This is a genomic window from Pseudomonas sp. ICMP 8385 (genome assembly GCF_002699915.1).
Taxonomy (GTDB): domain Bacteria; phylum Pseudomonadota; class Gammaproteobacteria; order Pseudomonadales; family Pseudomonadaceae; genus Aquipseudomonas; species Aquipseudomonas gessardii.
Genome location: NZ_LKBY01000024.1, coordinates 109,230 through 134,569, shown reverse-complemented (window position 1 = coordinate 134,569; position 25,340 = coordinate 109,230). Strand labels below are relative to the sequence as shown.

26 protein-coding genes and 1 riboswitch are annotated in these 25,340 nt (G+C 62.5%); of the genes, 6 read left to right on the top strand and 20 right to left on the bottom strand.

Annotated elements, in window-relative coordinates; translation table 11 throughout:
• Nucleotides 1-302: 302 nt before the first annotated feature.
• Both rmuC and AO268_RS05330 read right to left on the bottom strand, forming a co-directional pair.
• Nucleotides 303-1,667: a DNA recombination protein RmuC gene (gene rmuC, locus AO268_RS05335; RefSeq protein WP_176561340.1), complete on the bottom strand. Its 1,365-nt coding sequence runs from the start codon at nucleotides 1,665-1,667 to the stop codon at nucleotides 303-305.
• Between the two features lie 175 nt (nucleotides 1,668-1,842).
• Entirely contained in the window at nucleotides 1,843-2,166 is a 324-nt protein-coding gene (locus AO268_RS05330; protein ID WP_076963030.1) for a sel1 repeat family protein, read from the bottom strand.
• Between the two features lie 878 nt (nucleotides 2,167-3,044).
• Here AO268_RS05330 and AO268_RS05320 point away from each other — a divergent pair.
• The 3 genes from AO268_RS05320 (at nucleotide 3,045) to AO268_RS05310 (ending at nucleotide 5,452) form a co-directional block, all read left to right on the top strand.
• A complete protein-coding gene (locus tag AO268_RS05320) occupies nucleotides 3,045-3,269 on the top strand; it encodes a hypothetical protein (RefSeq protein ID WP_007898912.1) in 225 nt (74 codons plus the stop codon).
• A gap of 279 nt (nucleotides 3,270-3,548) precedes the next feature.
• A complete protein-coding gene (locus AO268_RS05315) occupies nucleotides 3,549-4,031 on the top strand; it encodes a hypothetical protein (RefSeq protein ID WP_076963029.1) in 483 nt (160 codons plus the stop codon).
• Between the two features lie 146 nt (nucleotides 4,032-4,177).
• Nucleotides 4,178-5,452 carry an OmpP1/FadL family transporter gene (locus tag AO268_RS05310; RefSeq protein ID WP_099168081.1) on the top strand — a complete coding sequence of 425 codons (1,275 nt, stop codon included), beginning with the start codon at nucleotides 4,178-4,180 and terminating at the stop codon, nucleotides 5,450-5,452.
• Nucleotides 5,453-5,517: 65 nt separating this feature from the next.
• Here AO268_RS05310 and AO268_RS05305 read toward each other — a convergent pair whose 3' ends face one another.
• The 13 genes from AO268_RS05305 to cobO form a co-directional block, all read right to left on the bottom strand.
• Nucleotides 5,518-6,069, bottom strand: a complete 552-nt coding sequence (locus tag AO268_RS05305) for a glutathione peroxidase (RefSeq protein WP_076963027.1) — start codon at nucleotides 6,067-6,069, stop codon at nucleotides 5,518-5,520.
• Between the two features lie 150 nt (nucleotides 6,070-6,219).
• Nucleotides 6,220-7,419, bottom strand: coding sequence for an MFS transporter (locus tag AO268_RS05300; protein WP_176561339.1), 1,200 nt, complete (start codon nucleotides 7,417-7,419; stop codon nucleotides 6,220-6,222).
• A 62-nt stretch (nucleotides 7,420-7,481) separates the two neighbouring features.
• Nucleotides 7,482-7,886: a MarR family winged helix-turn-helix transcriptional regulator gene (locus AO268_RS05295; protein WP_099168079.1), complete on the bottom strand. Its 405-nt coding sequence runs from the start codon at nucleotides 7,884-7,886 to the stop codon at nucleotides 7,482-7,484.
• A 42-nt stretch (nucleotides 7,887-7,928) separates the two neighbouring features.
• Nucleotides 7,929-8,657, bottom strand: a complete 729-nt coding sequence (locus AO268_RS05290; RefSeq protein ID WP_099168078.1) for an adenosylcobinamide-GDP ribazoletransferase — start codon at nucleotides 8,655-8,657, stop codon at nucleotides 7,929-7,931.
• Nucleotides 8,658-9,233, bottom strand: coding sequence for an alpha-ribazole phosphatase family protein (gene cobC, locus AO268_RS05285; protein WP_076963023.1), 576 nt, complete (start codon nucleotides 9,231-9,233; stop codon nucleotides 8,658-8,660).
• The gene (gene cobT, locus AO268_RS05280; protein WP_099168077.1) at nucleotides 9,230-10,285 is read right to left on the bottom strand and encodes a nicotinate-nucleotide--dimethylbenzimidazole phosphoribosyltransferase; all 1,056 of its coding nucleotides are present in this window, start codon (nucleotides 10,283-10,285) and stop codon (nucleotides 9,230-9,232) included. Before cobT ends, cobC begins: the two co-directional genes overlap by 4 nt.
• Nucleotides 10,282-10,803: a bifunctional adenosylcobinamide kinase/adenosylcobinamide-phosphate guanylyltransferase gene (gene cobU / locus AO268_RS05275; RefSeq protein ID WP_099168076.1), complete on the bottom strand. Its 522-nt coding sequence runs from the start codon at nucleotides 10,801-10,803 to the stop codon at nucleotides 10,282-10,284. Before cobU ends, cobT begins: the two co-directional genes overlap by 4 nt.
• Before the next feature lie 10 nt (nucleotides 10,804-10,813).
• Nucleotides 10,814-12,265 carry a cobyric acid synthase gene (locus AO268_RS05270; RefSeq protein ID WP_099168075.1) on the bottom strand — a complete coding sequence of 484 codons (1,452 nt, stop codon included), beginning with the start codon at nucleotides 12,263-12,265 and terminating at the stop codon, nucleotides 10,814-10,816.
• The gene (gene cobD / locus AO268_RS05265; protein WP_099168074.1) at nucleotides 12,262-13,251 is read right to left on the bottom strand and encodes a threonine-phosphate decarboxylase CobD; all 990 of its coding nucleotides are present in this window, start codon (nucleotides 13,249-13,251) and stop codon (nucleotides 12,262-12,264) included. The genes AO268_RS05270 and cobD overlap by 4 nt, the downstream gene beginning before the upstream one ends.
• On the bottom strand, nucleotides 13,244-14,152 hold the full coding sequence (gene cbiB / locus AO268_RS05260) for an adenosylcobinamide-phosphate synthase CbiB (RefSeq protein ID WP_099168073.1): 909 nt from the start codon (nucleotides 14,150-14,152) through the stop codon (nucleotides 13,244-13,246). Before cbiB ends, cobD begins: the two co-directional genes overlap by 8 nt.
• Entirely contained in the window at nucleotides 14,149-14,799 is a 651-nt protein-coding gene (bluB, locus tag AO268_RS05255) for a 5,6-dimethylbenzimidazole synthase (RefSeq protein ID WP_099168072.1), read from the bottom strand. The genes cbiB and bluB overlap by 4 nt, the downstream gene beginning before the upstream one ends.
• Nucleotides 14,796-16,160, bottom strand: coding sequence for a cobyrinate a,c-diamide synthase (locus AO268_RS05250; protein ID WP_099168071.1), 1,365 nt, complete (start codon nucleotides 16,158-16,160; stop codon nucleotides 14,796-14,798). Before AO268_RS05250 ends, bluB begins: the two co-directional genes overlap by 4 nt.
• Entirely contained in the window at nucleotides 16,157-16,768 is a 612-nt protein-coding gene (cobO, locus tag AO268_RS05245) for a cob(I)yrinic acid a,c-diamide adenosyltransferase (RefSeq protein WP_076963015.1), read from the bottom strand. The genes AO268_RS05250 and cobO overlap by 4 nt, the downstream gene beginning before the upstream one ends.
• Nucleotides 16,769-16,847: 79 nt before the next feature.
• A riboswitch (cobalamin riboswitch) is annotated at nucleotides 16,848-17,095 on the bottom strand.
• A 99-nt stretch (nucleotides 17,096-17,194) separates the two neighbouring features.
• On the opposite strand from cobO, the gene AO268_RS05240 reads away from it, so the two are divergent.
• A complete protein-coding gene (locus AO268_RS05240; RefSeq protein ID WP_099168070.1) occupies nucleotides 17,195-18,508 on the top strand; it encodes a PQQ-dependent sugar dehydrogenase in 1,314 nt (437 codons plus the stop codon).
• A gap of 136 nt (nucleotides 18,509-18,644) precedes the next feature.
• On the opposite strand, the gene AO268_RS05235 is transcribed toward AO268_RS05240, so the two are convergent.
• From AO268_RS05235 to AO268_RS05215, 5 genes are all read right to left on the bottom strand, one after another.
• Nucleotides 18,645-19,184, bottom strand: coding sequence for a C40 family peptidase (locus AO268_RS05235; RefSeq protein WP_099168069.1), 540 nt, complete (start codon nucleotides 19,182-19,184; stop codon nucleotides 18,645-18,647).
• A 144-nt stretch (nucleotides 19,185-19,328) separates the two neighbouring features.
• A complete protein-coding gene (locus AO268_RS05230; protein ID WP_099168068.1) occupies nucleotides 19,329-19,958 on the bottom strand; it encodes a C40 family peptidase in 630 nt (209 codons plus the stop codon).
• A gap of 213 nt (nucleotides 19,959-20,171) precedes the next feature.
• Nucleotides 20,172-20,876 (bottom strand): DnaA regulatory inactivator Hda, encoded by a 705-nt coding sequence (gene hda, locus AO268_RS05225; RefSeq protein WP_029292403.1) that lies wholly within the window; start codon nucleotides 20,874-20,876, stop codon nucleotides 20,172-20,174.
• A 215-nt stretch (nucleotides 20,877-21,091) separates the two neighbouring features.
• Nucleotides 21,092-22,165, bottom strand: coding sequence for an AI-2E family transporter (locus tag AO268_RS05220; RefSeq protein ID WP_076963012.1), 1,074 nt, complete (start codon nucleotides 22,163-22,165; stop codon nucleotides 21,092-21,094).
• A 43-nt stretch (nucleotides 22,166-22,208) separates the two neighbouring features.
• On the bottom strand, nucleotides 22,209-23,267 hold the full coding sequence (locus tag AO268_RS05215) for a DUF2066 domain-containing protein (RefSeq protein WP_099168067.1): 1,059 nt from the start codon (nucleotides 23,265-23,267) through the stop codon (nucleotides 22,209-22,211).
• A 358-nt stretch (nucleotides 23,268-23,625) separates the two neighbouring features.
• Between AO268_RS05215 and purM the strand changes: the two genes are divergently transcribed.
• Both purM and purN read left to right on the top strand, forming a co-directional pair.
• On the top strand, nucleotides 23,626-24,684 hold the full coding sequence (gene purM / locus AO268_RS05210) for a phosphoribosylformylglycinamidine cyclo-ligase (protein WP_032857036.1): 1,059 nt from the start codon (nucleotides 23,626-23,628) through the stop codon (nucleotides 24,682-24,684).
• The gene (gene purN, locus AO268_RS05205; protein ID WP_099168066.1) at nucleotides 24,684-25,334 is read left to right on the top strand and encodes a phosphoribosylglycinamide formyltransferase; all 651 of its coding nucleotides are present in this window, start codon (nucleotides 24,684-24,686) and stop codon (nucleotides 25,332-25,334) included. The genes purM and purN overlap by 1 nt, the downstream gene beginning before the upstream one ends.
• Nucleotides 25,335-25,340 lie beyond the last annotated feature (6 nt).

The following is a 25,340-nucleotide window of genomic DNA, read 5'->3' as shown; positions in this document are numbered from 1 at the left end:
CGCAGCGAAGATCAAATGTGGGAGCGGGCTTGCCCTAATGCCAGTCAGTTAAGCCTTTTTGTAGGAGCGAGCTTGCTCGCGAAGAACTTGAGAGCGCCGCGGTTACCTAGCAAACACGCGTTATCGTTGACGTCCTTCGCGAGCAAGCTCGCTCCTACAGAAAGCAGAATCCGCTTAACTGACTGGCATTAGGGCTTGCCCGCGAAAGCAGTGGGTCAGTCAACATCAATGCTTGCTGGGCCGACGTCTTCGCGGGCAAGCCCGCTCCCACAGGGGCCCACTCCCACATTTGGGTTCTGTGTTTAGTCAGGGAGTTGGGCGACGCCATCTTCATCGGTCATCGCTTTTTCCAACAGATCGGCAGGCAAGCCTTTGCTGGCCCGTGCGCCCAGCAGCTTCAACTGCTCGACCCGGCTGACCAGATTGCCGCGACCATCTGTAAGCTTATTGCGCGCCGCACTGTAGGCCTTATCCAGCTGCTGTAGGCGATTACCCACTTCATCCAGATCTTGGATAAACAATACGAACTTGTCGTACAGCCAGCCGGCGCGCTCAGCGATTTCCCGGGCGTTCTGGCTTTGCCGCTCCTGCTTCCACAGGCTGTCGATCACCCGCAGGGTCGCCAGCAACGTCGTAGGGCTGACGATCACGATATGGCGGTCGAAGGCTTCCTGGAACAGGTTCGGCTCAGTCTGCAAGGCCGCCGCAAACGCGGCTTCGATGGGCACGAACAGCAACACGAAATCCAGGCTGTGCAGGCCTTCCAGACGCTTGTAGTCCTTGCCGGCCAAGCCTTTGACATGATTGCGCAACGACAGCACATGCTGCTTGAGGGCGGCCTGGCCGATCACCTCGTCATCGGCCGCCACGTATTGCTGATAGGCGGTCAGGCTGACCTTGGAGTCCACCACCACCTGCTTGTCGCCCGGCAACATGATCAGCACGTCCGGCTGGAAACGCTCGCCATCCGGGCCCTTGAGGCTGACCTGGGTCTGGTACTCACGACCTTTCTCCAGGCCGGCATGTTCCAGCACCCGCTCCAGGATCAACTCGCCCCAGTTGCCCTGGGTCTTCTGCCCCTTGAGGGCACGGGTGAGGTTGGTGGCTTCGTCCGACAGGCGCAGGTTCAATTGCTGTAGGCGCTCCAGCTCCTTGGCCAGGGAAAAGCGCTCACGTGCCTCATTCTGATAACTTTCTTCCACGCGTTTTTCAAACGACTGGATACGTTCCTTCAATGGGTCGAGCAATTGCCCCAGGCGCTGCTGGCTGGTTTCGGCAAACCGCTGCTCGCGCTCGTCGAAGATTTTCCCGGCCAGCTCGGCGAACTGCGCACGCAGCTCATCCCGCGAGCCTTGCAGGTCGTTGAGGCGTTGTTGATGGCTGTCCTGCTGCTCGCGCAGTTCGGCGCGCAGGGCGGCCGACAAGGCATCCAGGCGGCGCAGTTCGCCTTCCTTGGCAGAGCGTTCGATATTCCAGGCGTGGGCCGCATCACGGGCGTTATCACGGTCGATTTGCAGCAGTTCGACTTCCCGGCGTACCGCCGCCAGATCCGCCTGTTTGGCGGCATTGGCCTGGCTCAGGTCGCTGATCTCGTCGCGGCTGGCGTCCAGTTGCGCGGCCAGCCCTTCCTGGGCCAATTGCGCGGTGGCCAGGCGTTCTTCCAGCAGTTCCCAACCGGCGCTGCGGGCGTTCAGGCGGCGCTGGATCTGCCAGCACAGGACCAACAGAGGCAACGCCGCAGCGGCGAGACCCAATGCCACACTGGTCCAGTCAAAAGCCATAGCCATTCCTGCCATTACGGTAAAAGAGGAAGGTTAACCAAGCGAGCGCTTTGTGGACAGCTCAGTCTTTGATCTGGCCCAGTGCACGCTGGGCGCCAGGGTCGCCGGCACGGGCGGCCTGGCGCAGGAGGTCGTGGCCGATGCGGCGGTCCCGGGCATTGCCGCACTCGCGACACATCAACAGGCCCAGGCGGCTCTGTGCCGCAACCACGCCTTCACGGGCCGGCTGCTTGAGCAAACGCCCGGCGAAATGCTTGATATTGGGGTTATCGCCAATGCGCGGGTTATCCAGCAGCCACAGGGCGACTTTCAAGGAGAAGCGCTTGGGTGGGGTAACACTCGGAGGATTGTCGGTAACAGAGGGTGATACTGAGCGAAACTTCATAAAGCACTGTAGGGCAGAACGGAAGGCGCGCCACTCTACTCCTTTTTTCGTACGGGTAAAGCTGAAAAAACCCTGCACGCCCGTTCTAGAGCAAGCGCTTGGGACAATCCACAGAAGCTGTGGATAACTCAGTGGACAACCGTGCTTTAACTCGCGCAAAGGCCCATGGAATGGGGGCCGCGCTTAAACTGACGATTTTTTCACCAATAAAAAAAAGCCAGATTTTTCATTGACTTAAATTTTTGATGCAGGCATTCGTGGGCTCATCCGGCAGCGCGTCGATCCGGTGACACACGGCGCAACCAATGTGCACAACTACCTGCCGGGTGGTTATATCCCCATCGCTTTGCGGCCCAAAACGTTACAGCCCAGACACAAACGCGGGCGGGGCCAGAGGGGGCAGGTAAAGTATTTTGGCTAACACACTTGCTTTACCGGTTTCAAGCCATTACTATCTGCGGCGTTAGTACCAAGCTGAAAGTCAATTCTGGTCGAACAAATCCCCGCGACGTAGCTTCCCTAAAGAGAAGTTCTGTCAATCTTGATGGGATCGACCACCTCGATGGTTTCCAGGTATCACTTGCGACGACACGGCCTTTGAACAATGCAAAGGGTGTCGCGAAGTTTCCATACTCTGACCGAACCAACCTGCAAATTGATCAGGATCTTCACCCTGGGCCCAGAACCTTTGCCCCTGTTGTGTTGCCTGCCCTCCTAAGTACCTACCTGCCAGCCCAAGCGCGCCAAACTATTCAGCGCTTCAAACTGGCTGCTTTGTTCCAGTCGGGTTCTTCGCATGATCAATGGTGATCAGCGTCACTGGAACGTTTTAACGTTGCACGGTTCTTATCCGTGTCATTTGTAGGAACACCCATAATATGTCCACTCAAATCCATACTCAGGATGCCATTCGCACCCTCACCAATGCTTTTGCTCCAATGAACTGCCTGATCATGGCCGCTCGCAAAGGCTGCTTCAGCTTCACCCTGGTCAACGAACACGGCATCGCTCGTCACAGCGAACGCCTGTACCCCGATCAATACTCCAGCGCAGAGCCGCTGCAGGCCGTGATCGAGCGTACCCGTCAGGCCCTGGTTGCCTGATTGACCCGACGCTGAACATCGAAAACCCTGCCCGCAAGGCAGGGTTTTTTATTGCCCGCGATTTGGTTTTTTGTCGGTTTGCTTTAGGTCAAACAGATATAACGCTTATAACCACAAGCTAGAAATATTTTAAAAACAGGCCTTTACGTCGCAAATCTGACACTACACTTCAAGTCAGGCGGCTGGTTCCGCCTCCGACGAGCCTGAGATCCGATCCACCGCTGCCAAGCCCCCACCGTCTCAGGCCTCGTCGACCACTTTCAAGGTTTCGAGGGTTTTATGGGCATTGCCGCCAGCGAATTGTGTCGTTATGTGATCCGACCCACGCTGATTTACCTGGGTTGCCACAGCCACACTGCCGAATCCCTGCTGCTGGGGGTTGCCGCCAGCCAATCAGGACTGGGCTCGGCCTTGCACGACCGGCGTGGCCATGGCCTGTATCGCATTACCGAGCCGCGCCACCGGGCCCTGTGGGACGACTACCTGGCCCTCGACCCGGAACGTGCCAGCCTGGTGCGCGGCCTCGCCAGCCAGCATGCCTTCCTCAGCGGGCCGCAGTTGGAGCTGGCGGTCAATTTGCGCTACGCCACTGCCATCGCCTGGTTGCTGGTGGAACAACAACGCCCCGAACTGCCTCGCCCCGACGACCTGCTGGGCATGGCGCGTATCTGGAAAGAAATATTTCATCCCCAGGGCCGGCTGCGCGATTACACCCAGGCCTGGCAAACCTGTGTATCCCCCATGAAACAGGTCGCCTGCTGATCGGGCACTTTGCAAGATTCGGCTAAAAGCAGCAATTTTGGTCGGATTGTCCTACAAAACCGCTCTATCTCCTACATTACAGCCTATAGCGCTAAGTGAATTTTATTGTTACTTTCCGCAGCGGTGATCACCACGGAGTTCTAATAATGAAAAAAGTAATGCTCAAGACCACACTTAGCCTCGCCGTTGCCATGGCCTCTTCCCAACTGTTCGCAAGCGGCTTTGCCCTCAACGAACAAAGCGTCAGCGGGATGGGTACCGGTTTCGCGGGCCGTTCCTCTTCTGCCGATGATGCAAGCACTGTTTTTGGCAACCCTGCCGGTATGGCTCGCCTTGAAGGCCAGCAAGTCACTGGCGGTGTTGCAGTGATTGATGCCTCCACCGATATCAAAGATGTCAGCGGTCGCTCCCGCGGCACCAACAAAGGCGACATGGTCCCCTTCACGGCGGTACCGTTCGGCTTCTACACCAACAAACTCAATGACCAGTGGGCTGTCGGCTTCGGTGTGTATGCACCGTTCGGCCTGATTACCGACTACGAGAGCAAATATCAGGGCCGCGGCTTCGGCAGCAAAAGCGAAGTGCAGGTCATCACGTTCCAGCCAACGGTCAGCTACGCCTTCAACGACCGGGTTTCCATCGGTTTTGGTCCAACCTTCAACCGCATTGCCGGCACCCTGGAATCAGAGCTGACACTGAACCCTGCCGCGCCTGACACCCGGATCAAGATCAAGGGCGACGATACCGCCATTGGCTTCAACGCCGGCGTGCTGGTCCAGGCAACCGACACCACCCGTGTGGGCCTGACCTACCACTCGAAGGTCAAGTACAAGCTGGAAGGCCACACCGAAGTCAACGCGCCTAGGGCGACCTCCGGCGCCCTGGCTACCGGCCGCTATGATGCATCGCTGAAAATCGACACGCCTGAATCCTGGGACCTGTCGGTAACCCAGGACATGAACGACGCCTGGAAGCTGTATGCCGGTGCAACCTGGACGCGCTGGAGCCGTCTGAAAGACATCACCGTCGACAACAAAGGCGTGACAAGCGCCGGTGGCGGCCTGGCACCCGGCTTGGTGGGCACCATCAAGGAAGAGCAGAACTGGCACGATACCTGGGCCTATGCCGTGGGCACCTCGTACCAGCTGACCAAGCAGGTTGTGCTGCGTACCGGCTTGACCTTCGACCAGTCGCCCACCAACAACACGGATCGTTCGCCGCGTATTCCTACCGGCGACCGGACCATCTTCAGTGTTGGCCTGGGCTACGCCGTCATGGATAACATGACCATCGACCTGGCCTACTCCTACCTCAAGGAAGAAGAAGTCAGCGTCAACCGCTCCAACGCTCTGGCAAGCTACAACGCCAAGTACAAAAACAGCGCCAACGGTTTTGGCCTGGGCATGACGTACAAGTTCTGATCCAACGCCGTATAAAAAAGCCCCGCTCTCCTGCACAGGAAGCGGGGCTTTTTAGTGGCCGCCAATCAGGGCTTGGAAGCCAGCGCCTGCTCCACAGCCTTGATCAGCTCCGGGCTGTCGGGCTTGGTCAGGCTGGAGAAGCTGGCGATCACCCGGCCCTGGCGATCCACCACGTACTTGTAGAAATTCCACTTCGGCGCATTGCTTTGCTCGGCCAGGACCTTGAACAGGTGCACGGCATCCGCGCCCCTGACCTTCTGTGGCTCGGTCATGGTGAAGGTCACGCCGTAATTCACATAGCAGACCTTGGCCGTCTCCTCGCCCGTCTTGGCCTCCTGCTTGAAGTCGTCGGAGGGCACGCCAATCACTTCCAGGCCGTCGCCCTTGTAACGCTGATACAGCGCCTCCAGGCCCTTGAACTGCGGGGCGAACCCACAAAAACTGGCGGTGTTGACGATCACCAGGGGCTTGCCGGCAAACCGCTGGCACAGCGCGATGGATTCCTTGGCGCGCAACTTCGGCAATTGGCCTTCGAGCAACGGCGGGCAATCGGCGGCCATGGCCACACCGCCAAAAGCCACCGCCAGGGCGGGTACTGCGAGCCAGCGCATCAACATGTCGGATGTCCTTGGGCAAAGTCAGGCAAGCAACTTAACAGATCGCCATACCCAGTTGCATCAACGCCAGCCCGCTGCGCTGCCAGCCCCACCAGGCCAGCAGCAACAGCGCCAGCAGGCCGACTGCGCCAACCCAGTACCCGATTGAGTTCATGCGACCCCCATCTGCGCCTGCAACCTGGCCACCGGCCGCTCACGCACGGGCCAGTTAAGGGCGGCTGCGACCAGGCTCAAGACAATCGCCACCTGCCAGATCAAATCGTAGTTACCGGTTCGATCATAGACCACACCCCCCAGCCAACCGCCGAGGAACGAGCCCAACTGATGGAACAGGAACACGATCCCACCCAGCATCGACAGGTTTCTCACGCCAAACAAGGTCGCCACAGTACCGTTGGTCAGGGGCACGGTCGACAGCCACAAAAAGCCCATGGCCATGCCAAACAGATAGGCGCTCATCTGCGTCACCGGCGCCCACAGGAACAACACGATCACCACCGCCCGCAACAGGTACAACGCGGTGAGCAAGCGTGGCTTGGACATCCACCCGCCGAGCCAGCCGGCGGTGTAGGTGCCGAAGATATTGAACAGGCCGATCAGCGCCAGCACCGTGGTGCCGACGGTCGCCGGCAGATGCTGATCCACCAGGTACGCCGGCAGGTGCACACCGATAAACACCACCTGGAACCCGCAGACAAAAAAACCGAAGGCCAGCAACCAGAAACCGGAATGGGAACAGGCTTCCTGCAAAGCTTCGCGCAGGGTTTGCTGGCCGGCCATGACCGGCAGCGGGCGATCCTTGATCATCGTCACCAGCGGCACAATCAGCGCCACCAGCAGGCCCAGTACCAGCAAGGCGGCGGACCAGCCCAGCCAGCCAATCAGGCCCAGGGTGCCCGGCAACATGGCGAACTGGCCGAAAGAGCCGGCGGCACTGGCAATGCCCATGGCCATGCTGCGTTTTTCCGGGGCCACGGCACGCCCGACCACGCCGAGGATCACCGAAAACGAGGTGCCCGACAGGCCGATACCGATCAGCAAACCAGCACTCAGGGACAACGACCACGCCGAATCCGACAAGCCCATGAACACCAGGCCCAAGGCATACAGCACGCCGCCGATCATCACCACTTTGGCCGCACCAAAGCGGTCGGCCAGGGCCCCGGTAAACGGCTGCGCCAGGCCCCAGATCAGGTTTTGCAGGGCGATGGCAAAGGCGAAGGTTTCACGCCCCCAGCCGAACTCGGTGCTCATCGGCGCCAGGAACAGGCCAAAGCCATGCCGCACACCCAGGGACAGGGCCAGGATCAGCGCACTTCCGACAAGAATCCAGCCACTGGTACGCCACATCAAGGTCATTATTATTCTCCGCTTGCGGGTATATACCCGCTTGTAGTCGAACAAGCCCGCGTTTAAGCGAGTTCGTCCAGCAAGGCCAACAGGGTTTCGCGTTTTTGCACGCCCAACTTATCGATCAGTTTCTGCTGCGCCGCTTCCCAGGCCGGCAACGCAGCCGCCAGGCGCTGTTTGCCTTCTTCCGTGAGCACCACCAGGCGATTGCGCAGGTCGTCGCCCTCGACCCAGCGCACCAGGCCTTCGCCCTCCAGCACCCGCAGGTTACGCCCCAGGGTGCTGCGGTCCAGGCCCATGGCATCGGCCAGGCTGGAAATGCTCGGTTGATTCAGACGCTGCAGGTTACACAGCAAGGAATACTGGGCGACGTTGATCCCGAAGCCATCGAGGGCGCCGTCATAGTGCCTGCTGACGCCACGGGCGGCACGACGCAGGTTGATACATAAACATTGGGAGGCAAGCATGGAGCGTGTATATACCCGCGATTAAGGAAATGCAAGAAAGTGTTACAGAACCAGGCCAATCAACACCGCCACTTCCAGCAGCTCCAGCAAGGCGCCGGCCGTGTCGCCGGTGGTGCCGCCCAGCCGGTTGATCATCAGTTGCCGCAAGCCCACAAAGCAGATGGCCGCCAGCAACACCGCAATCCCGCCGCTGAATCCACCGATCAACACACACGCCAGGCCGCTGAGGATCAGCACCTGCTGCCCGACAAGCCGTGGCAAGTGGTCAGCCAGCGCCTGGCCCAGGCCCCCGGCGCGCACGTAACGGGTGGTGAGAAACAGTGCCAGCAGCGAGCTGCGACCGATCAAGGGGGCGAGGATCAATGCGGCGCCATTGTGTTGCTCAATCAGGGCCACCAGGGCGCTGAATTTGAGCAGCAGCACCAAGCCCAGGGTGACCACGGCAATCGGGCCGCTGCGCGGGTCCTTCATGATGCTCAGGGTGCGTTCGCGGTCGCCAAAGCCACCCAGCCAGGCGTCGGCGCTGTCCGCCAGGCCATCCAGGTGCAGGCCACCGCTGAGCAACACCCAGGCCGTCAGCAGCAGGGCCGCGTGCAACAGCAACGGTGCGCCCATCAACAGCGTGTTCAAGCCCCATAGCAGCAGGCCGAACAACAACCCCACCAGCGGATAAAACAGCAGCGAGCGCCCCAGTTCCTGGGGTTGCGGCATGCCTGGCAGGCGGATCGGCAGGCTGCTGAGAAACTGCAAGGCAATCCAGAACGGCAGCATTCAGGCGCCCTCGCTCAACACACCATCGGCCTCGACCCGCAGGCTGAACAAGCCGCCGTGGCCCACCTCGACATTCAGCAACTGTTCACGGGGCAAGCCACGGGCCTCGGCCAGCAGTAAACGCATGACGCCACCATGGCTGATCAACAGCACCCGTTGGCCGGCATACAGTTGATGCAGACGTAGGACTGCGCCGCGTACGCGCTGGGAAAACGCCGCGACAGGCTCGCCATCCGGCGGCGTAAAGCGATAGGGATCGGCCCAGAACAGGCCCAATGCCTCGGCATCGGTTTCCATCAACTGCGCCGCACTCTGCCCTTCCCAGGCGCCGAAATGCAGCTCCTGTAGAGCCTGTTCCAGGCTCACCGGCAGGTTCAGGCGTGCGCCCAACTCTTCAGCGAAACGTGCGCAGCGTTGCAGCGGTGAGCTGACCAGACGATCCCACGGCCCGTGCTCCCGCACGGCCTCGCGCATCTGCGCCCAACCCTTGGCCGTCAGCGCATCATCCAGGCTGCCGCGCAAGCCGCCGCCCAGTTCGGTTTCGCCATGGCGCAGCAGGTCCAGGTGCAAGGTCATGCCGGGCGATCCGCCACGGCGGCTTCTGCGAACGTCGCCATCTGCCCGTGCAACGCACAGGCCAGGCGCAACAGGGGCACCGCCAGCGCCGCGCCACTGCCCTCGCCCAGGCGCAGGCCCAGTTCCAGCAGCGGCTGGGCTTCAAGGCTTTGCAACACATGGCGATGGCCCGGCTCGGCGCCCCGGTGGCCAAACAACAGCCAGGGCCGGCACGACGGGTTGAGGCGCGTGGCAACCAGGGCCGCGACGGTGCAGATAAACCCGTCGACCAGCACCACCACCCCCGCCTGGGCGCAGGCCAGATACGCCCCCACCAACCCGGCGATCTCCAGGCCACCAAGATTGAACAGGGTCTGCAACGGGTCGCCGCGCTGCCCGGCATGCACTGCCAGGGCGCGCTCGATCACCGCCACTTTATGGCTCACGCCCTGGGCATTCAGGCCGGTGCCGGGGCCGGTCAGGTCGCTGACCGGGCAATCGAGCAAGGCACAGGCCAGCGCACTGGCGGCGGTGGTATTGCCGATGCCCATCTCGCCGCCAATAAACAACTGCGCACCGGCGTTGAGTGCGCGCTGCACACTGGCACGTCCCGCCGCCAGGGCCAGCCGGCCCTGGGCCTCGGTCATGGCCGCGCCCAGCACGAAATTGGCCGTGCCCGGGGCGATATTCAGGTGGCGCACGCCCGGCAGGTCGAGCGCTGGGGTCACGGTGCCCAGGTCCACCACTTCCAGTTGTGCATCCAGTTGCCGGGCCAGCACGCTGATCGCCGCACCGCCGCTGACAAAGTTGTGCAGCATCTGCGCGGTGACTTCCTGGGGATAGGCCGAGACGCCTTCGGCGACCACGCCGTGATCGCCGGCAAAGATGGCGATCCACACCTGCTCGACCGTCGGCTTGAGCCGGCCCTGCAAGCCGGCCAGTTGTACCGCCAGCGCCTCCAGTTGCCCCAGGGATCCGGCGGGCTTGGTCAGTTGCTGCTGGCGGGCCAGGGCTTGTTCATAGGCCGCGGCGTCCAGCGCCTTGCACGGGTCCAGCCACCAGGATGGGCTCATAACGCAGTACCTTTCAAAGTCAGGGGCAGGCCCGCAACGGTCAGCACAACACGCTGACAACGCTCGGCCAGGGCTTGATGCAGCCAACCAGCTTCATCCACATAGCGGCGAGTCAATTCGCCCAGCGGTACGACACCCAGTCCGGTCTCGTTGCTGACAAAAATGATTTCCCCCGGCAGCGATGCCAGGCAGTCCAGCAAGTGTTCGCGCTCGACCCCCAGGCGCTGTGGGTCGTCCAGCATCAGCAGGTTGGTAAGCCACAGGGTCAGGCAATCGACCAGCAGGCAATGCCCAGGGGCGGCGTTTTCACGCAGAACCCGCGCCAGTTCCAGCGGCTCCTCGACCAGCCCCCACTCACGTGGGCGACGCTGGCGATGCAGGGCCACGCGCGCGTTCATCTCACCGTCCAGGGCCTGGCTGGTGGCGATATAGGTGACGGGCATGGCGCTGTCGCTGGCGAGTTTTTCCGCCAGGCGGCTTTTACCGGAGCGGGCGCCGCCGAGGATCAATTGCAACATGGTCAAGCCCTCAAATGCCACATAACTGGCGCAGCAACCGGGTGTCCAGATGCTGCTCCACCAAATCCGCCAGGCGCTCGATATCGCGCTCGCGCAGGCCGTGGTAATCGACGTCCTGCACCTCCTGCAAACCGGCCCAGCGCAACAAGGCGCTGCAAGCGGCGGGCGTCTCGAACAGGCCATGCAGATAAGTGCCGAGGATTTGCCCGTCATCGCTACAAGCACCGTCGCTGCGGCCATCATCCAGGCGTACCGCTGGCTGCTCCAGGGCCGCACCTCGGGTCACGCCCGCATGAATCTCATAACCGCTGACTGGTGCCTCTTCCAACGCCAAGCGGCCCCGCACATTGCGCAATTGTTTCTCGGCCTCCAGGGTGGTGCTCAAGGCCAGCAGGCCCAGGCCAGCACTGGAACCCGCCACGCCTTCCAGGCCCAGCGGGTCGTGGACCTGCTCGCCCAGCATCTGCAGGCCGCCGCAGATGCCCAGCACCTTGCCGCCGTAACGCAGGTGCCGGGCAATGGCAGTGTCCCAGCCATTGGTGCGCAGGTAAGCCAGGTCGCTGCGCACGCTTTTTGAACCGGGCAGGATGATCAGGTCGGCGGCGGGGATTGCCTGGCCCGGGCCGACAAACTGCAAATCCACCTGAGGATGCAGGCGCAGCGGGTCGAAGTCGGTGTGGTTGCTGATGCGTGGCAACACCGGCACCACCACTTTGAGCACCTGCGCCGCCTTGTCGATCTGGCGCTGGTCAATGCCATCCTCGGCTTCCAGGTGCAGGTCCATCACGTAAGGCAACACGCCCACCACCGGTTTGCCGGTGCGCGCTTCAAGCCAATCGAGGCCCGGTTGCAGCAGGGCGATATCGCCACGGAAGCGGTTGATGATAAAGCCCTTGACCCGCGCTTGTTCTGACGGCGACAGCAACTCCAGCGTGCCCACCAGATGGGCGAACACCCCGCCGCGATTGATATCGGCGATCAGCAGCACCGGGCAATCCACCGCTTCGGCAAACCCCATGTTGGCGATGTCATTGGCCCGCAGGTTGATCTCGGCCGGCGAACCTGCGCCTTCGACCATCACCACCGGGTAGGCCGCGCTCAAGCGCCCGTGGGAGGCCAGTACCGCCTGCATGGCGATGGCCTTGTAGTCGTGATAGGCCACGGCATTCATGCTGGTCACGGCGTGGCCATGGATGATGACCTGGGAGCCGGTGTCACTGTTGGGCTTGAGCAGCACCGGGTTCATATCGGTGTGCGGCGCCAGGTTGGCGGCCTGGGCCTGCACGGCCTGGGCGCGGCCGATCTCGCCGCCTTCGGCCGTGACTGCGCTGTTGAGCGCCATGTTCTGCGGCTTGAACGGCACCACCGGCACGCCCTGGCGCACGACCCAACGGCATAGCGCGGTCACCAGGGTACTTTTGCCCGCGTCGGAGGTGGTGCCTTGCACCATCAGGGTGGTCATGAGGCTTGCTTCCAGGCAATCAGGGCTTGTTCAAGGCGCGCCCAATCGGCGTCCGTCCCGGGCAGGCCAAAGCGCAGGCTGCTGTCGTGGGCAAACAGGCGCAACAGGATGCCGCGCTGGGCCATGAACTCATGCAGCTGCTCAGCGCGCTCGGTGATCAGCCACTGGAACAGCGCGCAACCGCCTTGCGGGCGCAGGCCGTAGTGCTCCAGCAGCCCGAACAGGCGCTGGCTGGCCTGGTCACAGCGCCGGCGTTGCTGTGTATGGCCAGCAGGGTCTTTCAGGCAGGCCTGCCCCAGCACCCGCGTCGGCCCACTGACCGCCCATGGCCCGACCTGTTCAGCCAGCAGCTTGAGCAGTTTGCGTTCGGCCAGCACAAAACCCAGGCGAACCCCGGCCAAGCCAAAAAACTTGCCGAACGAACGCAACACAATCAACCCCACCTGATGAGTCTGGCTCGCCAGGCTCAACTGTGGGGTGTTGTCCATAAAGGCTTCATCCACCACCAGCCAGCCACCGCGCTGGGCCAGCCGCGCATGCCAATCCAGCAGGCGCTGGGGCGCAAGGCTCAGGCCGGTGGGGTTGTTGGGGTTGACCACCACCAGCACGTCGAGGCTGTCGAGGAAGAAGTCGACTTCCTGCTCCAGCACTTCACGCACGATATAACCGGCGCGGCGCCAGGCTTCGGCATGCTCGGCATAGCATGGCGACAACACGCCGACCTTGCCCGTGCGGCGCAGGCGCGGCAGCAACTGGATGGCCGCCTGGGATCCCGGCACCGGCAATACCTGGGCTGCGCCGTAGTAGTGGCAGGCCGCCTGCTCCAGGCCGTCATCGGTCTCGGGCAGGCGTGCCCAGGCCCGTAGCGGGATGGGCGGGATGGGCCAGGGCCAGGGCGCGAGGCCACTGGACAGGTCCAGCCAGTCTTCCTGGGCGATGCCGTACCGCATCGCCGCCTTGCGCAGCCGTCCACCGTGTTCAAGCATAAAATTGCGCCCCCGCACACAGGATCAATACCCACAACCACACGCCGCGCTGCACCAGTTGCCAGCCACGCTCGATGGAATCGGCATCGGCCACTGGCCCTTCGCCGAGGGGTGGACGCTGGTGCAACTCACCGTGATAAATCGCCGCCCCGCCCAGCTCGACACCCAGGGCGCCCGCGCCTGCGGCCATCACCGGCCCGGCATTCGGGCTGTCCCAGGTCGGGCCCTGGCGGCGCCAGCAGGTGAGTGCCAGGCGTGTCTTGCCCAGCACAGCGTAGGTCAAGGCGACCAGGCGGGCGGGGATGTAATTGAGTACGTCGTCAATCTTCGCCGCCGCCCAGCCAAAGCGTTCAAAGCGTTCGTTGCGATAGCCCCACATGGCATCCAGGGTATTGCTCAGGCGGTACAGCACCACGCCCGGCACGCCGGCCACGACAAACCAGAACAGCGCGGCGAACACCGCGTCGCTGCCGTTTTCCAGCACCGATTCGGTGGCGGCCCGCGCCACTTCAGTGCTGTCCAGTTCACGGGTTTCGCGGCTGACCAGGTAACTGACGCGCGTGCGCGCCTCGTCCAGGTCACCACTGCGCAGGGCCTGGGCCACCGGCAACACATGCTCACCCAGGCTGCGCATACCCAGGGCCAGGTACAACGCGAGGATCTCGATCACCCAGCCGAAATAAGGCGCCCAGGACAAGGCCGTGGCCAGCAAGGTCAGGGGTATCACGCAGATAAACCACGCGGTCACGCCATGGCTGCGCCAGCCGCGCCCTGCGGAGTTGAAACGTTGCTCGATGCGCCCGGCAAAATTGCCGAACGCCACCAGCGGATGCCAGCGCCTGGGCTCGCCCAGCAGCGCATCCAGCGCCACTGCAGCGACACTCAGCAAGGCCACACTCATTGACTCACTCCCCAATAATTTTCATACAGCATGTCACTCAGCGGACGCGGTTCGGTCCAGCCTTCGAGTTGCAACATCGGTGCCGGGTAGAACTCGGTCACCGGGCCCAGGCACAGCACGGCCAGGGGCTTGGCGCCGGGCGGCAGGCCCAGCAGGTCGGCCAGGTCCCGGGGCTCGAACAACGACACCCAGCCCAGGCCCAGGCCTTCGGCGCGGGACGCCAGCCATAGATTCTGGATCGCGCAGGACAGCGAGGCCAGGTCCATTTCCGGCAAGGTCCGGCGCCCGAAAATATGCCGCTCGCGGTCATCCATCAACGCCGCCACCAGCACCTCGGCGCAGTCGTGGATGCCTTCGACCTTGAGCCTCATGAAATCGTCCGAGCGCTCGCCCAGGGCTTGCGCGGTGCGGATGCGTTCGGCTTCCACCAACTGCTGGATCTGCCCGCGCAGGTTGCGGTCGCTGATGCGGATAAAGCGCCAGGGCTGCATCAGGCCGACGCTGGGGGCCTGGTGCGCGGCGTGCAGCAGGCGATGCAACAGTTCGGGGGCGACGCTACCGCCGCTGAAGTGGCGCATGTCGCGGCGTTCGGCGATGGCGCGGTAGATCGCGTCGCGCTCGGCCTGGGGGTAGGCGTGGTCGGTCATGGCCCTATCGCGGGCAAGCCCGCTCCCACATTTGCAGCGTGGTGGTCTGCGATAACGGCTTGCCGGTCTGGCGCAAACAACGCGGCCACCGCAGCCGGGTTCGACGGGAAATAAAAGTGCACATAGGAGGCCGTCATCCGCCCCTGGCGATACACCGCCTCGGCGCCGCGCCCGCCATTGGGGCTCAGGCCACGGGCAATCGGCTGCCACTGCGTGCTGGTCAGGGAATGATGATAGGTATGGCCGCGCAGCACGCCTTCTGGCAGCTCGACCGTTTGCAGGGCCAGGGCCGCCAGGCGTTTCTGCATGACCGCATCGCCTTGCAGCAGGCCCAGCAGTTCGGCGCGGGAGCCCTCGACATCGGTCAAGGAGTCGAGCAGGTAGAGCATGCCACCGCATTCGGCCAGCAACGGTTTGCCAGCGGCGTGATGGGCGCGGATCGCCTGCAGCATCGCGGTGTTTTGCGACAGCGCCTGGTGATGCAGCTCCGGGTAACCCCCGGGCAGATAAAGGCTGTGGGCATCGGGCAACACGCGGTCATGGATCGGCGAGAAGAAGTGCAACTGCGCGCCCATCGCCCGCAGCAAGTCGAGGCTGGCGCCGTAGGTGAAGGCAAAGGCTTCGTCACGGGCTACGGCAATCCGCACCCCGGCCAGTAAGGGCTGGGCCTCGATCACCTCGGGCGCGGCGAATGCCACCGACGGTGGCAGCGCTACCTCGCAACTGCTGGCCAGGGCGGCGGCCGCCGCATCCAGGCGCAGGTCCAGGTCATTCAACTCGCTGGCCTGCACCAGGCCCAAGTGGCGGCTGGGTAACTCAATGCCGGTTTCCCGGGACAGCGCGCCGTACCAGCGCAGGCCTTCGGTCAGGCTGCCTTCGAGCAACTGCGCATGGCGCACGGTGCCGACGCGGTTGGCCAGGACCCCGGCGAACGGCAGGTCCGCCTGGTAACGCGCCAGCCCCAGCGCCAGGGCGCCGAAGGTCTGGGCCATGGCGGTGCCGTCGATCACTGCCAGCACGGGCACGCCAAAATGGCGGGCCAGGTCGGCGCTGGAGGGGGTGCCGTCGAACAGGCCCATCACGCCCTCGATCAGGATCAGGTCCGCCTCCCCCGCAGCTTCCCACAGCAGGCGGCGACTTTCCTGCTCGCCGACCATCCACATGTCCAATTGATAGACCGGCGCACCGCTGGCGCGCTCATGGATCATCGGGTCGAGAAAGTCCGGGCCGCACTTGAACACCCGGACCTTGCGCCCCAGGTTGCGGTGCAAGCGGGCCAGGGCGGCGGTGACGGTGGTCTTGCCCTGGCCTGACGCCGGTGCGGCGATCAGCACGGCAGGGCAATGGCGCGGCGGGTTCAAAGCTCGATGCCTTTCTGTGCCTTGATACCGGCCTGGAACGCGTGCTTGAGCATGCCCATTTCGGTGACGGTATCGGCCATTTCCATCAGCTCCGGCTTGGCGCCACGCCCGGTGACCAGCACGTGCTGCATCGGTGGGCGGGCTTGCAGGTCGCCAAGCACCTGGTCCAGGTCAAGATAGCCGTGCTTGAGCGCGATGTTCAACTCATCGAGCACCACCAGGCCGATGGACGGGTCCTGCAACATTTCCCGGGAGACTTGCCAGGCCGCTTCGGCGGCGGCGATATCGCGCTGGCGGTCCTGGGTTTCCCAGGTGAAGCCCTCGCCCATCACATGAAAGCGTACCTGCTCGGGGAAGCGCCGGAAGAACAGCTCCTCACCGGTGCTGTTACGGCCCTTGATAAATTGCACGACGCCGCATTGCATACCGTGCCCCATGGCCCGGGCCAGCATGCCAAATGCCGAACTGCTCTTGCCTTTGCCATTGCCGGTCAATACCAGCAGCAAACCGCACTCATTCGGTGAATTGGCAATGCGCTCGTCAATCACCGCTTTTTTGCGCAGCATGCGCGCCAGGTGGCGTTCGTCACGATCAGGGGAATCAGTCATGGCAGCTCTCCGTTGGGGCTGGACAAAAACGGCGGGCAGGAAAAGACAACAACATGAAGCCAAGCATCGCCCACCGTGATGCTGTTGGATGGATCAGGCCGGTCTCCGGGCTCATGAGGGGTGCCCTGTTGACCAGGGCAAACCGACGATGCACCTTCCCATATCGCGGGCGATACAGTGGCAAAAGCAGCGTCTTGACTCATTTACCGTTGCGGGGGCAGCGCCGGGATCGTGGCCGCACTGTAGAAAAGTGCGCGCACTCACCGGCTTCCCTGTTTCACTCGGTCGACGCGTACGTCACCGAGCACCTGAAACAAGCGGCGAAGGTTAGTGGGTTGGGGGTACAGCGTCAATTAAAGCCGGCCATACACTTGAACCATCGCCGCGCGCCAGGCCTCTATGGCTACAGGCTTTGAGGATAAAAACATGCACAAGACCCGACTCGCCCTACTGATCATGGCCGCAGGCGCACTCGCCGCCTGTGGCGAAAGCTCAACCTTGCAGGTATCCGATGGCACCGGGCCGTCGCCCAAGCTGCCGGAACCGAATAAAACCCTGATCCCCACCGTCAACATCGCCCCGGCGATTGGCTGGCCCGATGGCGCCAAGCCGACCGCGGCTGCGGGCACCCAGGTCGGCGCCTTCGCCGAAGGCCTGGATCACCCACGCTGGCTGTATGTATTGCCCAACGGCGACGTGCTGGTGGCCGAGACCAACGCGCCGCCCAAGCCGGATGATTCCAAGGGCATTCGCGGCTGGGTCATGGAAAAGGTCATGGGCCGTGCCGGTGCCGGTGTCCCCAGCCCGAACCGCATCACCCTGCTGCGCGATGCCGACCATGATGGCGTGGCGGAAACCCGCACGGTGTTCCTGGAAAACCTCAACTCACCGTTTGGCATGACCCTGGTGGGCAACGACCTGTATGTGGCCGATTCGGACAAGCTGCTGCGTTTCCCCTATCAACCGGGGGAAACCGCGATCAAGGCGCCCGGCACCAAGGTCATCGACCTGCCGAGTGGCCCACTGAACCACCACTGGACAAAAAACGTGGTGGCCAGCAAGGACGGCGGCACGTTGTATGTGAGCGTGGGTTCCAACAGCAACGTCGGCGAAAACGGCCTGGAAGCCGAACAGGGCCGCGCGGCGATCTGGGAAGTCGACCGGGCCAGCGGCAAGCAGCGGATTTTTGCTTCCGGGCTGCGCAACCCCAATGGCATGGCCTGGGAGCCACAAAGCGGCAAGCTGTGGACGGCGGTCAACGAGCGCGATGAAATCGGCAGCGACCTGGTGCCGGACTACATCACCTCGGTCAGGGACGGTGGCTTTTATGGCTGGCCATTCAGCTACTACGGCCAGCATGTGGATGTGCGGGTCACACCGCAGGACCCGGACCTGGTGGCCAAGGCGATTGCGCCGGACTATGCCGTAGGGCCGCACACCGCATCGCTGGGCCTGACCTTCGCTGAAGGCAACACGCTGCCGGCGCAATTTGCCCAGGGGGCGTTTATTGGCCAGCACGGCTCGTGGAATCGCAAGCCACACAGTGGTTACAAGGTGATCTTTGTGCCGTTCGAGGGCGGCAAGCCGAAGGGGCAACCGGTGGATGTGCTGACCGGGTTTCTCAACAGTGACCAGAAAGCCATGGGCCGGCCGGTGGGCGTGGTGATCGACCAGCAAGGCGGGTTGCTGGTGGCCGATGATGTGGGGAATAAGGTGTGGCGGGTGTCTTCGGCCCAATAACCGGACCCGACAACACCACAAAACCAATGTGGGAGCGGGCTTGCTCGCGATAGCGGTGGGTCAGTTTGCACATCTGATACCTGATACACCGCTATCGCGAGCAAGCCCGCTCCCACATTTTTGATCGGTACAGGTCTTAGGGGTTACGCGCCAGGTGCTCGGCCGGCAACACGCGCTTGGCACTCAGGTAGGCATTCTGCCAATAGGCCTTGGACAAGGTATCCAGCTTCACCGTACCGCCGGTTTGCGGGGCATGGACAAAGCGCCCTTCCCCCACATAAATGCCGGCATGGCTGACCTGCGAACCGCCGCCCGTGGCGAAGAACAACAGGTCGCCGGTCTGCAGCGCATCTTCACGCACGTCCTGGGCCCGCATCACGATCAGCTCGCGGGTGGTGCGCGGCAGGGAGATGCCAGCGGCATCGCGGTAGACAAAACCAATCAGGCCACTGCAATCAAACCCGGAGTCCGGGGTATTGCCGCCCCAGCGGTAAGGCGTGCCGACCAGGCCCAGGGCGCGAAACAGCACGTCTTCGGCAGCAGGCGAAAAATTCTGGGTGGCGTAGTTGAAGACCGGCTTGGGCTTGGCCGCCACAGGCGCGGGTGCAGGACGGCTGGCGCAGGCACTGAGCAGTGCGGCGCAAACAAGAAGCATTAGGCGGGCCGAGGTCGACATGGGCAGAACAATCCTGATCTGGATGCGGCTTTCACTGCCGAACGCTGAAAACTAGACCGCGCAAGCAAGCTTGCGCGGTCAGGTTCGCAGCAATATCTCAGGATTCTAGCGCTTACGCGTCAAACTTCAAGTATCACTTTAACTTTACTTGCGAGCGGTAACGGTAGTCGGGGCCATCGCCAAGGCGCGCTTGGCTTCGATGAAGGTTTTGCTCCAGTAGCTGTCGCCCAGCTTATCGACCCGCACCCCGCCGCTGCGGCGGCTGCTGGAGTGGATGAACTGGTCATCGCCCAGGTAGATACCGGCGTGGCTGACGCGGCCACGGCCATTGGTACTGAAGAAAAGCAGATCGCCGGGCTTGAGGTTGTTTCGTGCGACCAACGGTGCATTCACGTTGATCATTTCGCGGGTGGAGCGCGGCAGGTTCATGCCGGCTTCTTCACGAAACAGGTAACCGATAAAACCACTGCAGTCGAAGCCGGCTTCAGAGGTACCGCCGAAACGGTAGCGGGTCCCGATCAGGGACATGCCGCGCTCAAGAATGCTGTCGGCCAGCAAAGGCAGCTGATAAGGCTTGCTATCGGAGAATTCGGCCAGTTCCTTCTCGGTTGCGAGCTCTTCCTCGTAAACAGAAGAAGACTGCGTTGCAACGAATTTGGCCTGGTGCTGTTGTTGTGGTTTTTGCTGCTCTGCCACTTGTTGAGGGTGGGTGGCGCAACCAAACAACAGGGTAACGAGTGCGAGAGGCACGAGGGGTGCGAAGCGATTTAGCATGGGCACGACCGTGGCTGATAGGTAAAGAAGCCGAGACTATGCCCTCTATCACATCGATTTGCAAATTCAATCGTGATCTATGTGACTTCTTGTTTGACCTATGTCATCTAAGCCCTTAATCCCCATTTAGACCCTTTTGCGTGGCCAGAGCGGCCCAAACGCAGGTTTTCTGGCGCCTGGAATTTGCCAGGAGCCCCGGTTTCAAAGGGCTGGCTACCAGCCGAGGGTTTCTTTGAGGAAGGGGATGGTGAGCTTGCGCTGGGCCTGCAAGGAGGCCTGGTCGAGCTGTTCGAGCAAGTCGAACAACGCACTCATGCTGCGGGTGCCACGGGTGAGGATAAAATGCCCGACTTCATCGGTCAGGTGCAGGCCACGGCGCGAGGCGCGCAGCTGCAAGGCCCGCAATTTGTCTTCATCGGACAAGGGGCGCATCTGGAAGATCAGCGCCAGGGTCAGCCGCGACTTGAGGTCGGCCAGCTTGACCGGCAATTCCCGAGGCGAAGTGGAGGCGGCAATCAACAGGCGCCGGCCACTGTCGCGCAAGCGGTTGAACAGATGGAACAGCGCTTCTTCCCAGTCCGCCCGGCCGGCGACCGCTTGCAGGTCATCCAGGCACACCAGTTCGTATTGCTCAAGGTTGTCGAGGATACCGATGCCGCGGTCCAGCAGCTCGGCCAACGGTAGGTACACCGCCGGCTCGCCCAACTGCTCAAAGCGCAGGCAGGCGGCCTGCAACAGGTGGGTGCGCCCCACGCCGTCCTTGCCCCAGAGGTAGATCAGGCTTTCCGTCCACCCGGCGTCGGCTTCGCAGAGCCGCTCGACATAGCCGAGTGCAGCGGCATTGGCGCCTGGGTAGTAATTGATGAAGGTGGCATCGTCACGCAGACGCACACCTAGGGGCAGCTGAATCGGTTTCATGCTGACTGAACGGTTCCAATCGAACCGTTAGTGGCCTCTGTGAAAAGTTTGCAAAGTTTATACCCGTGACGCCGGGCGCACAATGCAACAGACCACAAGCAAAATCAAAGGTTTGCGTTAACTCATTGGATTTTTTGGAGATTGTTTGACGCGATGGCTAAATGCCAAGCCCCACAGGCAACAAACCCGGCCTTGAGCCGGGTTTGTGATGAGCCTTACGGCTGGGGGTCATCGGCGCCCGTATAGACGTCCGAATCCTTGTACACATCATGCACATGGCGCACCAGCACCATGATCACCGCCGCGACCGGCAGCGCCAGAAGGATCCCGGTAAAGCCGAACAACTCGCCGCCGGCCAGGATCGCAAAGATCACGGCCACCGGATGCAGGCCGATGCGGTCGCCCACCAGCAACGGCGTCAGCACCATGCCTTCCAGGGCCTGACCGACCATGAACACCGCGACAATCCCCAGCATCGGGTACAGGTCGCCGCCAAACTGGAACAGGCCAGCCACCAGCGCCGCGCCAATCCCGATGACAAAGCCCATGTACGGCACAATCGCCGCCAGGCCGGCAATCATGCCGATCAACAGGCCCAGCTCCAGGCCAATCGCCATTAGCCCGCCGGCATAGATAATCCCCAACGCCACCATCACCAGCAATTGCCCGCGAACAAAGGCGCCCAGCACCTCATGGCACTCCTCGGCCAGGGACACAATGCGTTCCTCGCTTTCACGGGGCAGCAGGCTGCGGATCTTGGCCATCATGATGTCCCAGTCACGCAGCAGGTAGAACGCCACCACCGGGATCAACACCAGGTTGGTCAGCCAGCCGATCAGCGCCAGGCTGGAGGCCGTGGCCTGGCTGAGGATCACCCCGACGATATCGGTGGTCTGGCCCATGTGCTCGCTGATCGCGGCCTTGACCTTGTCGAACTTCCAGAAGCCATCGGCCAGGCCGAGCTTGGACTGTGCCCAGGGCATGGCCGTGTGTTGCAGCCAATCGAGCATCTGCGGCGCCAGTTCGTACAGGCGAAACATTTGCTTGGCCAGCATCGGCACCAGCACCAGCAACAGCGCCATGACGATCAGGGTAAACAGCGCAAACACCGCCACCACCCCCCAGGTGCGCGACAGCCCGGCCTTTTCCAGGCGATCGACCACCGGATCGAACAGATAGGCCAGCAGCAAGGCGACCAGGAACGGCGTCAGGATCGAATGCAGCAAGAACACAAAGACGCACAGCAGGACAATCCCGCCAAGCCACACCCAACGACGCGTATCCGCCATAAACCACTCCATCTGTTATTTGCTTCTATATAAGGAAGAACATTTACCAACGGAAACGCAGTTGCGGCTCGGGCTCAGCCGGCGGCACGGGCGCAGGTGATGCGCCTTCGGCCACGGGCGGCGGCACAGGTTGTGGCGCAAGCGCTTCACCGGCCGGCACTTCCTGCAACCTGGCCAGGCTCAACTGGCTGCGCAACTGCTCGCTGCTGCCGTTAACCCGATAGACGATCCGATCGCCATCCACCCGCTGCAACTGCGCGCCAAACGGCTCCAGCAAATGACCAAGGGCGGCGTAGCGCTCCAGGGTCATGCCCTGCACTTGCAGCAACTGCTCGCTGGACACCCCGGCTTTTACGGCAAAACGGGGCGCCAGACGCTCACTGACCGCCAGCAAGACGGCATCGGCCAACGCGGCGGGGTCGGCGCCCTGTGCGGTGCCCTGCTCGGCCTTGTCCCCCAGCCACAGGCGCCATTTGGCTTGCCATTGGCCCGCGTCTTCACGGGCATGCACCGCCAGCAGGGCATCGGCGCCATAACGCTCGGAGGCCGAACGCAGGGGCGCGGGATCTGCACTTTCAAGATTAGGGCCGGTGGCAACGATCTGTTCATCGAGGTCGCCCAGCGGCAGGCGCAACGGCAAGCCACGATGCTGGGCCGCACGGCGCAGCGGCTCGGCGGCGGCCTGGCCATCACCGATCAGGCTGCTGCCTTCGGTGGAATCGCTCAGCCACCAGCCAAGGATCGATGGCCGATTGCTGCCCCACAGCGCCAAGCCGGCATCGCGCAGGGCGCGGTCGGTGCTGACCGGGTCGAAATCCACTTGCAGGCTTTCCGGTGGGCCGGCGTCGTAGCCGTATTGGCTGATGATCTGTTGCGGATCCTTACGGATCGCCGCCAGGCCAGGGCCCTGGGCGGCCTTGGCATCGCCGGTGAGGCGGATCACCAGGGTTTCCAGGGCGCGCTGGGTGGCTTGCGCGCGCTCCTCCGGCGCCTGGTTGCTGACCGGCTCCAGCACTTGATAGAGACCATTGAGGGTTTCGGCATGACTCGCCAGGCTGATACACGACAAACAGCCGACCAAAAAGTATCTACTCAGACCCATGAAAAAAGATTCCCGAACGACAAAAAAGCGGCTGGAACAGACCGCGTGAAGAAGGTTAGGCAAGGCTGTGACCACAGCGACCGGCAAAACATTCACAAGGCCCCGGTAAGTTTTCGTACTGTCATAACGATAGCGGGTTAAAGGCTATACCTTAATACAGGCGATCGCGGCGCCGATTAAGGTTTTTTTAGCACCATATGCCCCTGCCCGTCGGCCCGAGGATGGCCGCTGCCCCTCAAGCCTGATAAAATCGCGCGCCTTCGCAGACCGTCAACGGCTGGGCGTCCTGAAGTATTCGACTTCCGTACCCCCACCGCATCGGTCGTTACCCCTGAATCCCCCCCTAAAGGCCTGGATCATGAGCAAGCAACCCTCCCTGAGCTACAAGGACGCCGGTGTAGACATCGACGCCGGTGAAGCATTGGTCGAACGCATCAAGAGCGTCGCCAAGCGCACTGCGCGCCCCGAAGTCATGGGCGGCCTGGGCGGTTTCGGCGCCCTCTGCGAGATCCCGGCCGGCTACAAGCAGCCTGTGCTGGTCTCCGGCACCGACGGTGTGGGCACCAAGCTGCGCCTGGCGCTGAACCTGAACAAGCACGACACCATCGGCATCGACCTGGTCGCCATGTGCGTCAACGACCTGGTGGTGTGCGGCGCCGAGCCGCTGTTCTTCCTCGACTACTACGCCACCGGCAAGCTCAACGTGGAGACCGCTGCACAAGTGGTCACCGGTATCGGCGCCGGCTGCGAGCTGTCGGGTTGCTCCCTGGTCGGCGGCGAAACCGCTGAAATGCCGGGCATGTACGAAGGCGAAGACTACGACCTGGCGGGCTTCTGCGTCGGCGTCGTGGAAAAAGCCGAGATCATCGACGGCTCCAAGGTAGCGGCCGGTGACGCCCTGCTGGCCCTGCCATCGTCCGGCCCGCATTCCAACGGCTACTCGCTGATCCGCAAGATTATCGAAGTGTCCGGTGCCGACATCGAGAACACCCAGCTCGACGGCAAGCCTTTGACCGACCTGCTGATGGCCCCGACCCGCATCTACGTCAAGCCGTTGCTCAAGCTGATCAAGGACACTGGCGCAGTCAAGGCCATGGCCCACATCACCGGTGGCGGCCTGCTGGACAATATCCCGCGCGTGCTGCCAAAAGGCGCCCAGGCCATCGTCGACGTGGCCAGCTGGCAGCGCCCGGCGGTCTTCGACTGGCTGCAAGAGAAAGGCAACGTCAACGAGACCGAAATGCACCGCGTGCTGAACTGCGGCGTGGGCATGGTCATCTGCGTGGCTCAAGAGCACGTGGAAACCGCGCTGAATGTACTGCGTGAAGCCGGCGAACAGCCCTGGGTGATCGGCCAGATCGCCACGGCTGCCGAAGGTGCGGCCCAGGTTGAACTGAAGAACCTCAAGGCTCACTGATGCCCGCAACCTGTGATGTGGTGGTGCTGCTCTCCGGCACCGGCAGTAACTTGCAGGCCCTGATCGACAGCACGCGCGCCGGCGACAGCCCGGTGCGCATCGCTGCGGTGATTTCCAACCGCAGCGACGCCTACGGCCTGCAACGTGCCCAGGACGCGGGTATCGATACCCGCGCCCTGGATCACCAGGCGTTCGACGGTCGCGAGGCCTTCGATGCCGCCTTGATCGAACTGATCGACGCCTTCAATCCCAAACTCGTGGTCCTCGCCGGTTTCATGCGCATTCTCAGCGCTGATTTCGTGCGCCATTACCAGGGGCGCCTGCTGAATATCCACCCTTCCCTACTGCCCAAATACAAAGGGTTACACACCCACCAGCGGGCCCTGGAGGCCGGCGATACGGAGCACGGCTGCAGCGTGCACTTTGTTACCGAGGAACTCGATGGCGGGCCTCTGGTCGTACAGGCAGTAGTTCCGGTAGAGTCTACGGACTCAGCGCAGAGCCTTGCGCAACGGGTTCACACCCAGGAACACAGGATTTACCCGCTGGCGGTTCGCTGGTTTGCCGAAGGACGCTTGGTTCTCGGTGACCAGGGTGCAGTGTTGGACGGCCAGTTACTTGCGGCCAGCGGCCACTTGATTCGTACCTAGGAGATT

What these genes read in the sequence shown, in the direction of transcription:
- cobO (WP_076963015.1), bottom strand. Translation starts at nt 16,768, where the DNA reads ATGACTGATTCCCCTGATCGTGACGAACGCCACCTGGCGCGCATGCTG.
- bluB (WP_099168072.1), bottom strand. Translation starts at nt 14,799, where the DNA reads ATGACCGACCACGCCTACCCCCAGGCCGAGCGCGACGCGATCTACCGC.
- AO268_RS05315 (WP_076963029.1), top strand. Translation starts at nt 3,549, where the DNA reads ATGGGCATTGCCGCCAGCGAATTGTGTCGTTATGTGATCCGACCCACG.
- cobU (WP_099168076.1), bottom strand. Translation starts at nt 10,803, where the DNA reads ATGTTGCAATTGATCCTCGGCGGCGCCCGCTCCGGTAAAAGCCGCCTG.
- AO268_RS05240 (WP_099168070.1), top strand. Translation starts at nt 17,195, where the DNA reads ATGCACAAGACCCGACTCGCCCTACTGATCATGGCCGCAGGCGCACTC.
- AO268_RS05310 (WP_099168081.1), top strand. Translation starts at nt 4,178, where the DNA reads ATGAAAAAAGTAATGCTCAAGACCACACTTAGCCTCGCCGTTGCCATG.
- AO268_RS05320 (WP_007898912.1), top strand. Translation starts at nt 3,045, where the DNA reads ATGTCCACTCAAATCCATACTCAGGATGCCATTCGCACCCTCACCAAT.
- AO268_RS05270 (WP_099168075.1), bottom strand. Translation starts at nt 12,265, where the DNA reads ATGACCACCCTGATGGTGCAAGGCACCACCTCCGACGCGGGCAAAAGT.
- purN (WP_099168066.1), top strand. Translation starts at nt 24,684, where the DNA reads ATGCCCGCAACCTGTGATGTGGTGGTGCTGCTCTCCGGCACCGGCAGT.
- AO268_RS05300 (WP_176561339.1), bottom strand. Translation starts at nt 7,419, where the DNA reads ATGTGGCGTACCAGTGGCTGGATTCTTGTCGGAAGTGCGCTGATCCTG.
- AO268_RS05330 (WP_076963030.1), bottom strand. Translation starts at nt 2,166, where the DNA reads ATGAAGTTTCGCTCAGTATCACCCTCTGTTACCGACAATCCTCCGAGT.
- cbiB (WP_099168073.1), bottom strand. Translation starts at nt 14,152, where the DNA reads ATGAGTGTGGCCTTGCTGAGTGTCGCTGCAGTGGCGCTGGATGCGCTG.
- cobC (WP_076963023.1), bottom strand. Translation starts at nt 9,233, where the DNA reads ATGACCTTGCACCTGGACCTGCTGCGCCATGGCGAAACCGAACTGGGC.
- AO268_RS05290 (WP_099168078.1), bottom strand. Translation starts at nt 8,657, where the DNA reads ATGCTGCCGTTCTGGATTGCCTTGCAGTTTCTCAGCAGCCTGCCGATC.
- AO268_RS05215 (WP_099168067.1), bottom strand. Translation starts at nt 23,267, where the DNA reads ATGGGTCTGAGTAGATACTTTTTGGTCGGCTGTTTGTCGTGTATCAGC.
- cobT (WP_099168077.1), bottom strand. Translation starts at nt 10,285, where the DNA reads ATGAGCCCATCCTGGTGGCTGGACCCGTGCAAGGCGCTGGACGCCGCG.
- AO268_RS05235 (WP_099168069.1), bottom strand. Translation starts at nt 19,184, where the DNA reads ATGTCGACCTCGGCCCGCCTAATGCTTCTTGTTTGCGCCGCACTGCTC.
- AO268_RS05305 (WP_076963027.1), bottom strand. Translation starts at nt 6,069, where the DNA reads ATGTTGATGCGCTGGCTCGCAGTACCCGCCCTGGCGGTGGCTTTTGGC.
- AO268_RS05295 (WP_099168079.1), bottom strand. Translation starts at nt 7,886, where the DNA reads ATGCTTGCCTCCCAATGTTTATGTATCAACCTGCGTCGTGCCGCCCGT.
- AO268_RS05220 (WP_076963012.1), bottom strand. Translation starts at nt 22,165, where the DNA reads ATGGCGGATACGCGTCGTTGGGTGTGGCTTGGCGGGATTGTCCTGCTG.
- AO268_RS05230 (WP_099168068.1), bottom strand. Translation starts at nt 19,958, where the DNA reads ATGCTAAATCGCTTCGCACCCCTCGTGCCTCTCGCACTCGTTACCCTG.
- cobD (WP_099168074.1), bottom strand. Translation starts at nt 13,251, where the DNA reads ATGCTTGAACACGGTGGACGGCTGCGCAAGGCGGCGATGCGGTACGGC.
- hda (WP_029292403.1), bottom strand. Translation starts at nt 20,876, where the DNA reads ATGAAACCGATTCAGCTGCCCCTAGGTGTGCGTCTGCGTGACGATGCC.
- purM (WP_032857036.1), top strand. Translation starts at nt 23,626, where the DNA reads ATGAGCAAGCAACCCTCCCTGAGCTACAAGGACGCCGGTGTAGACATC.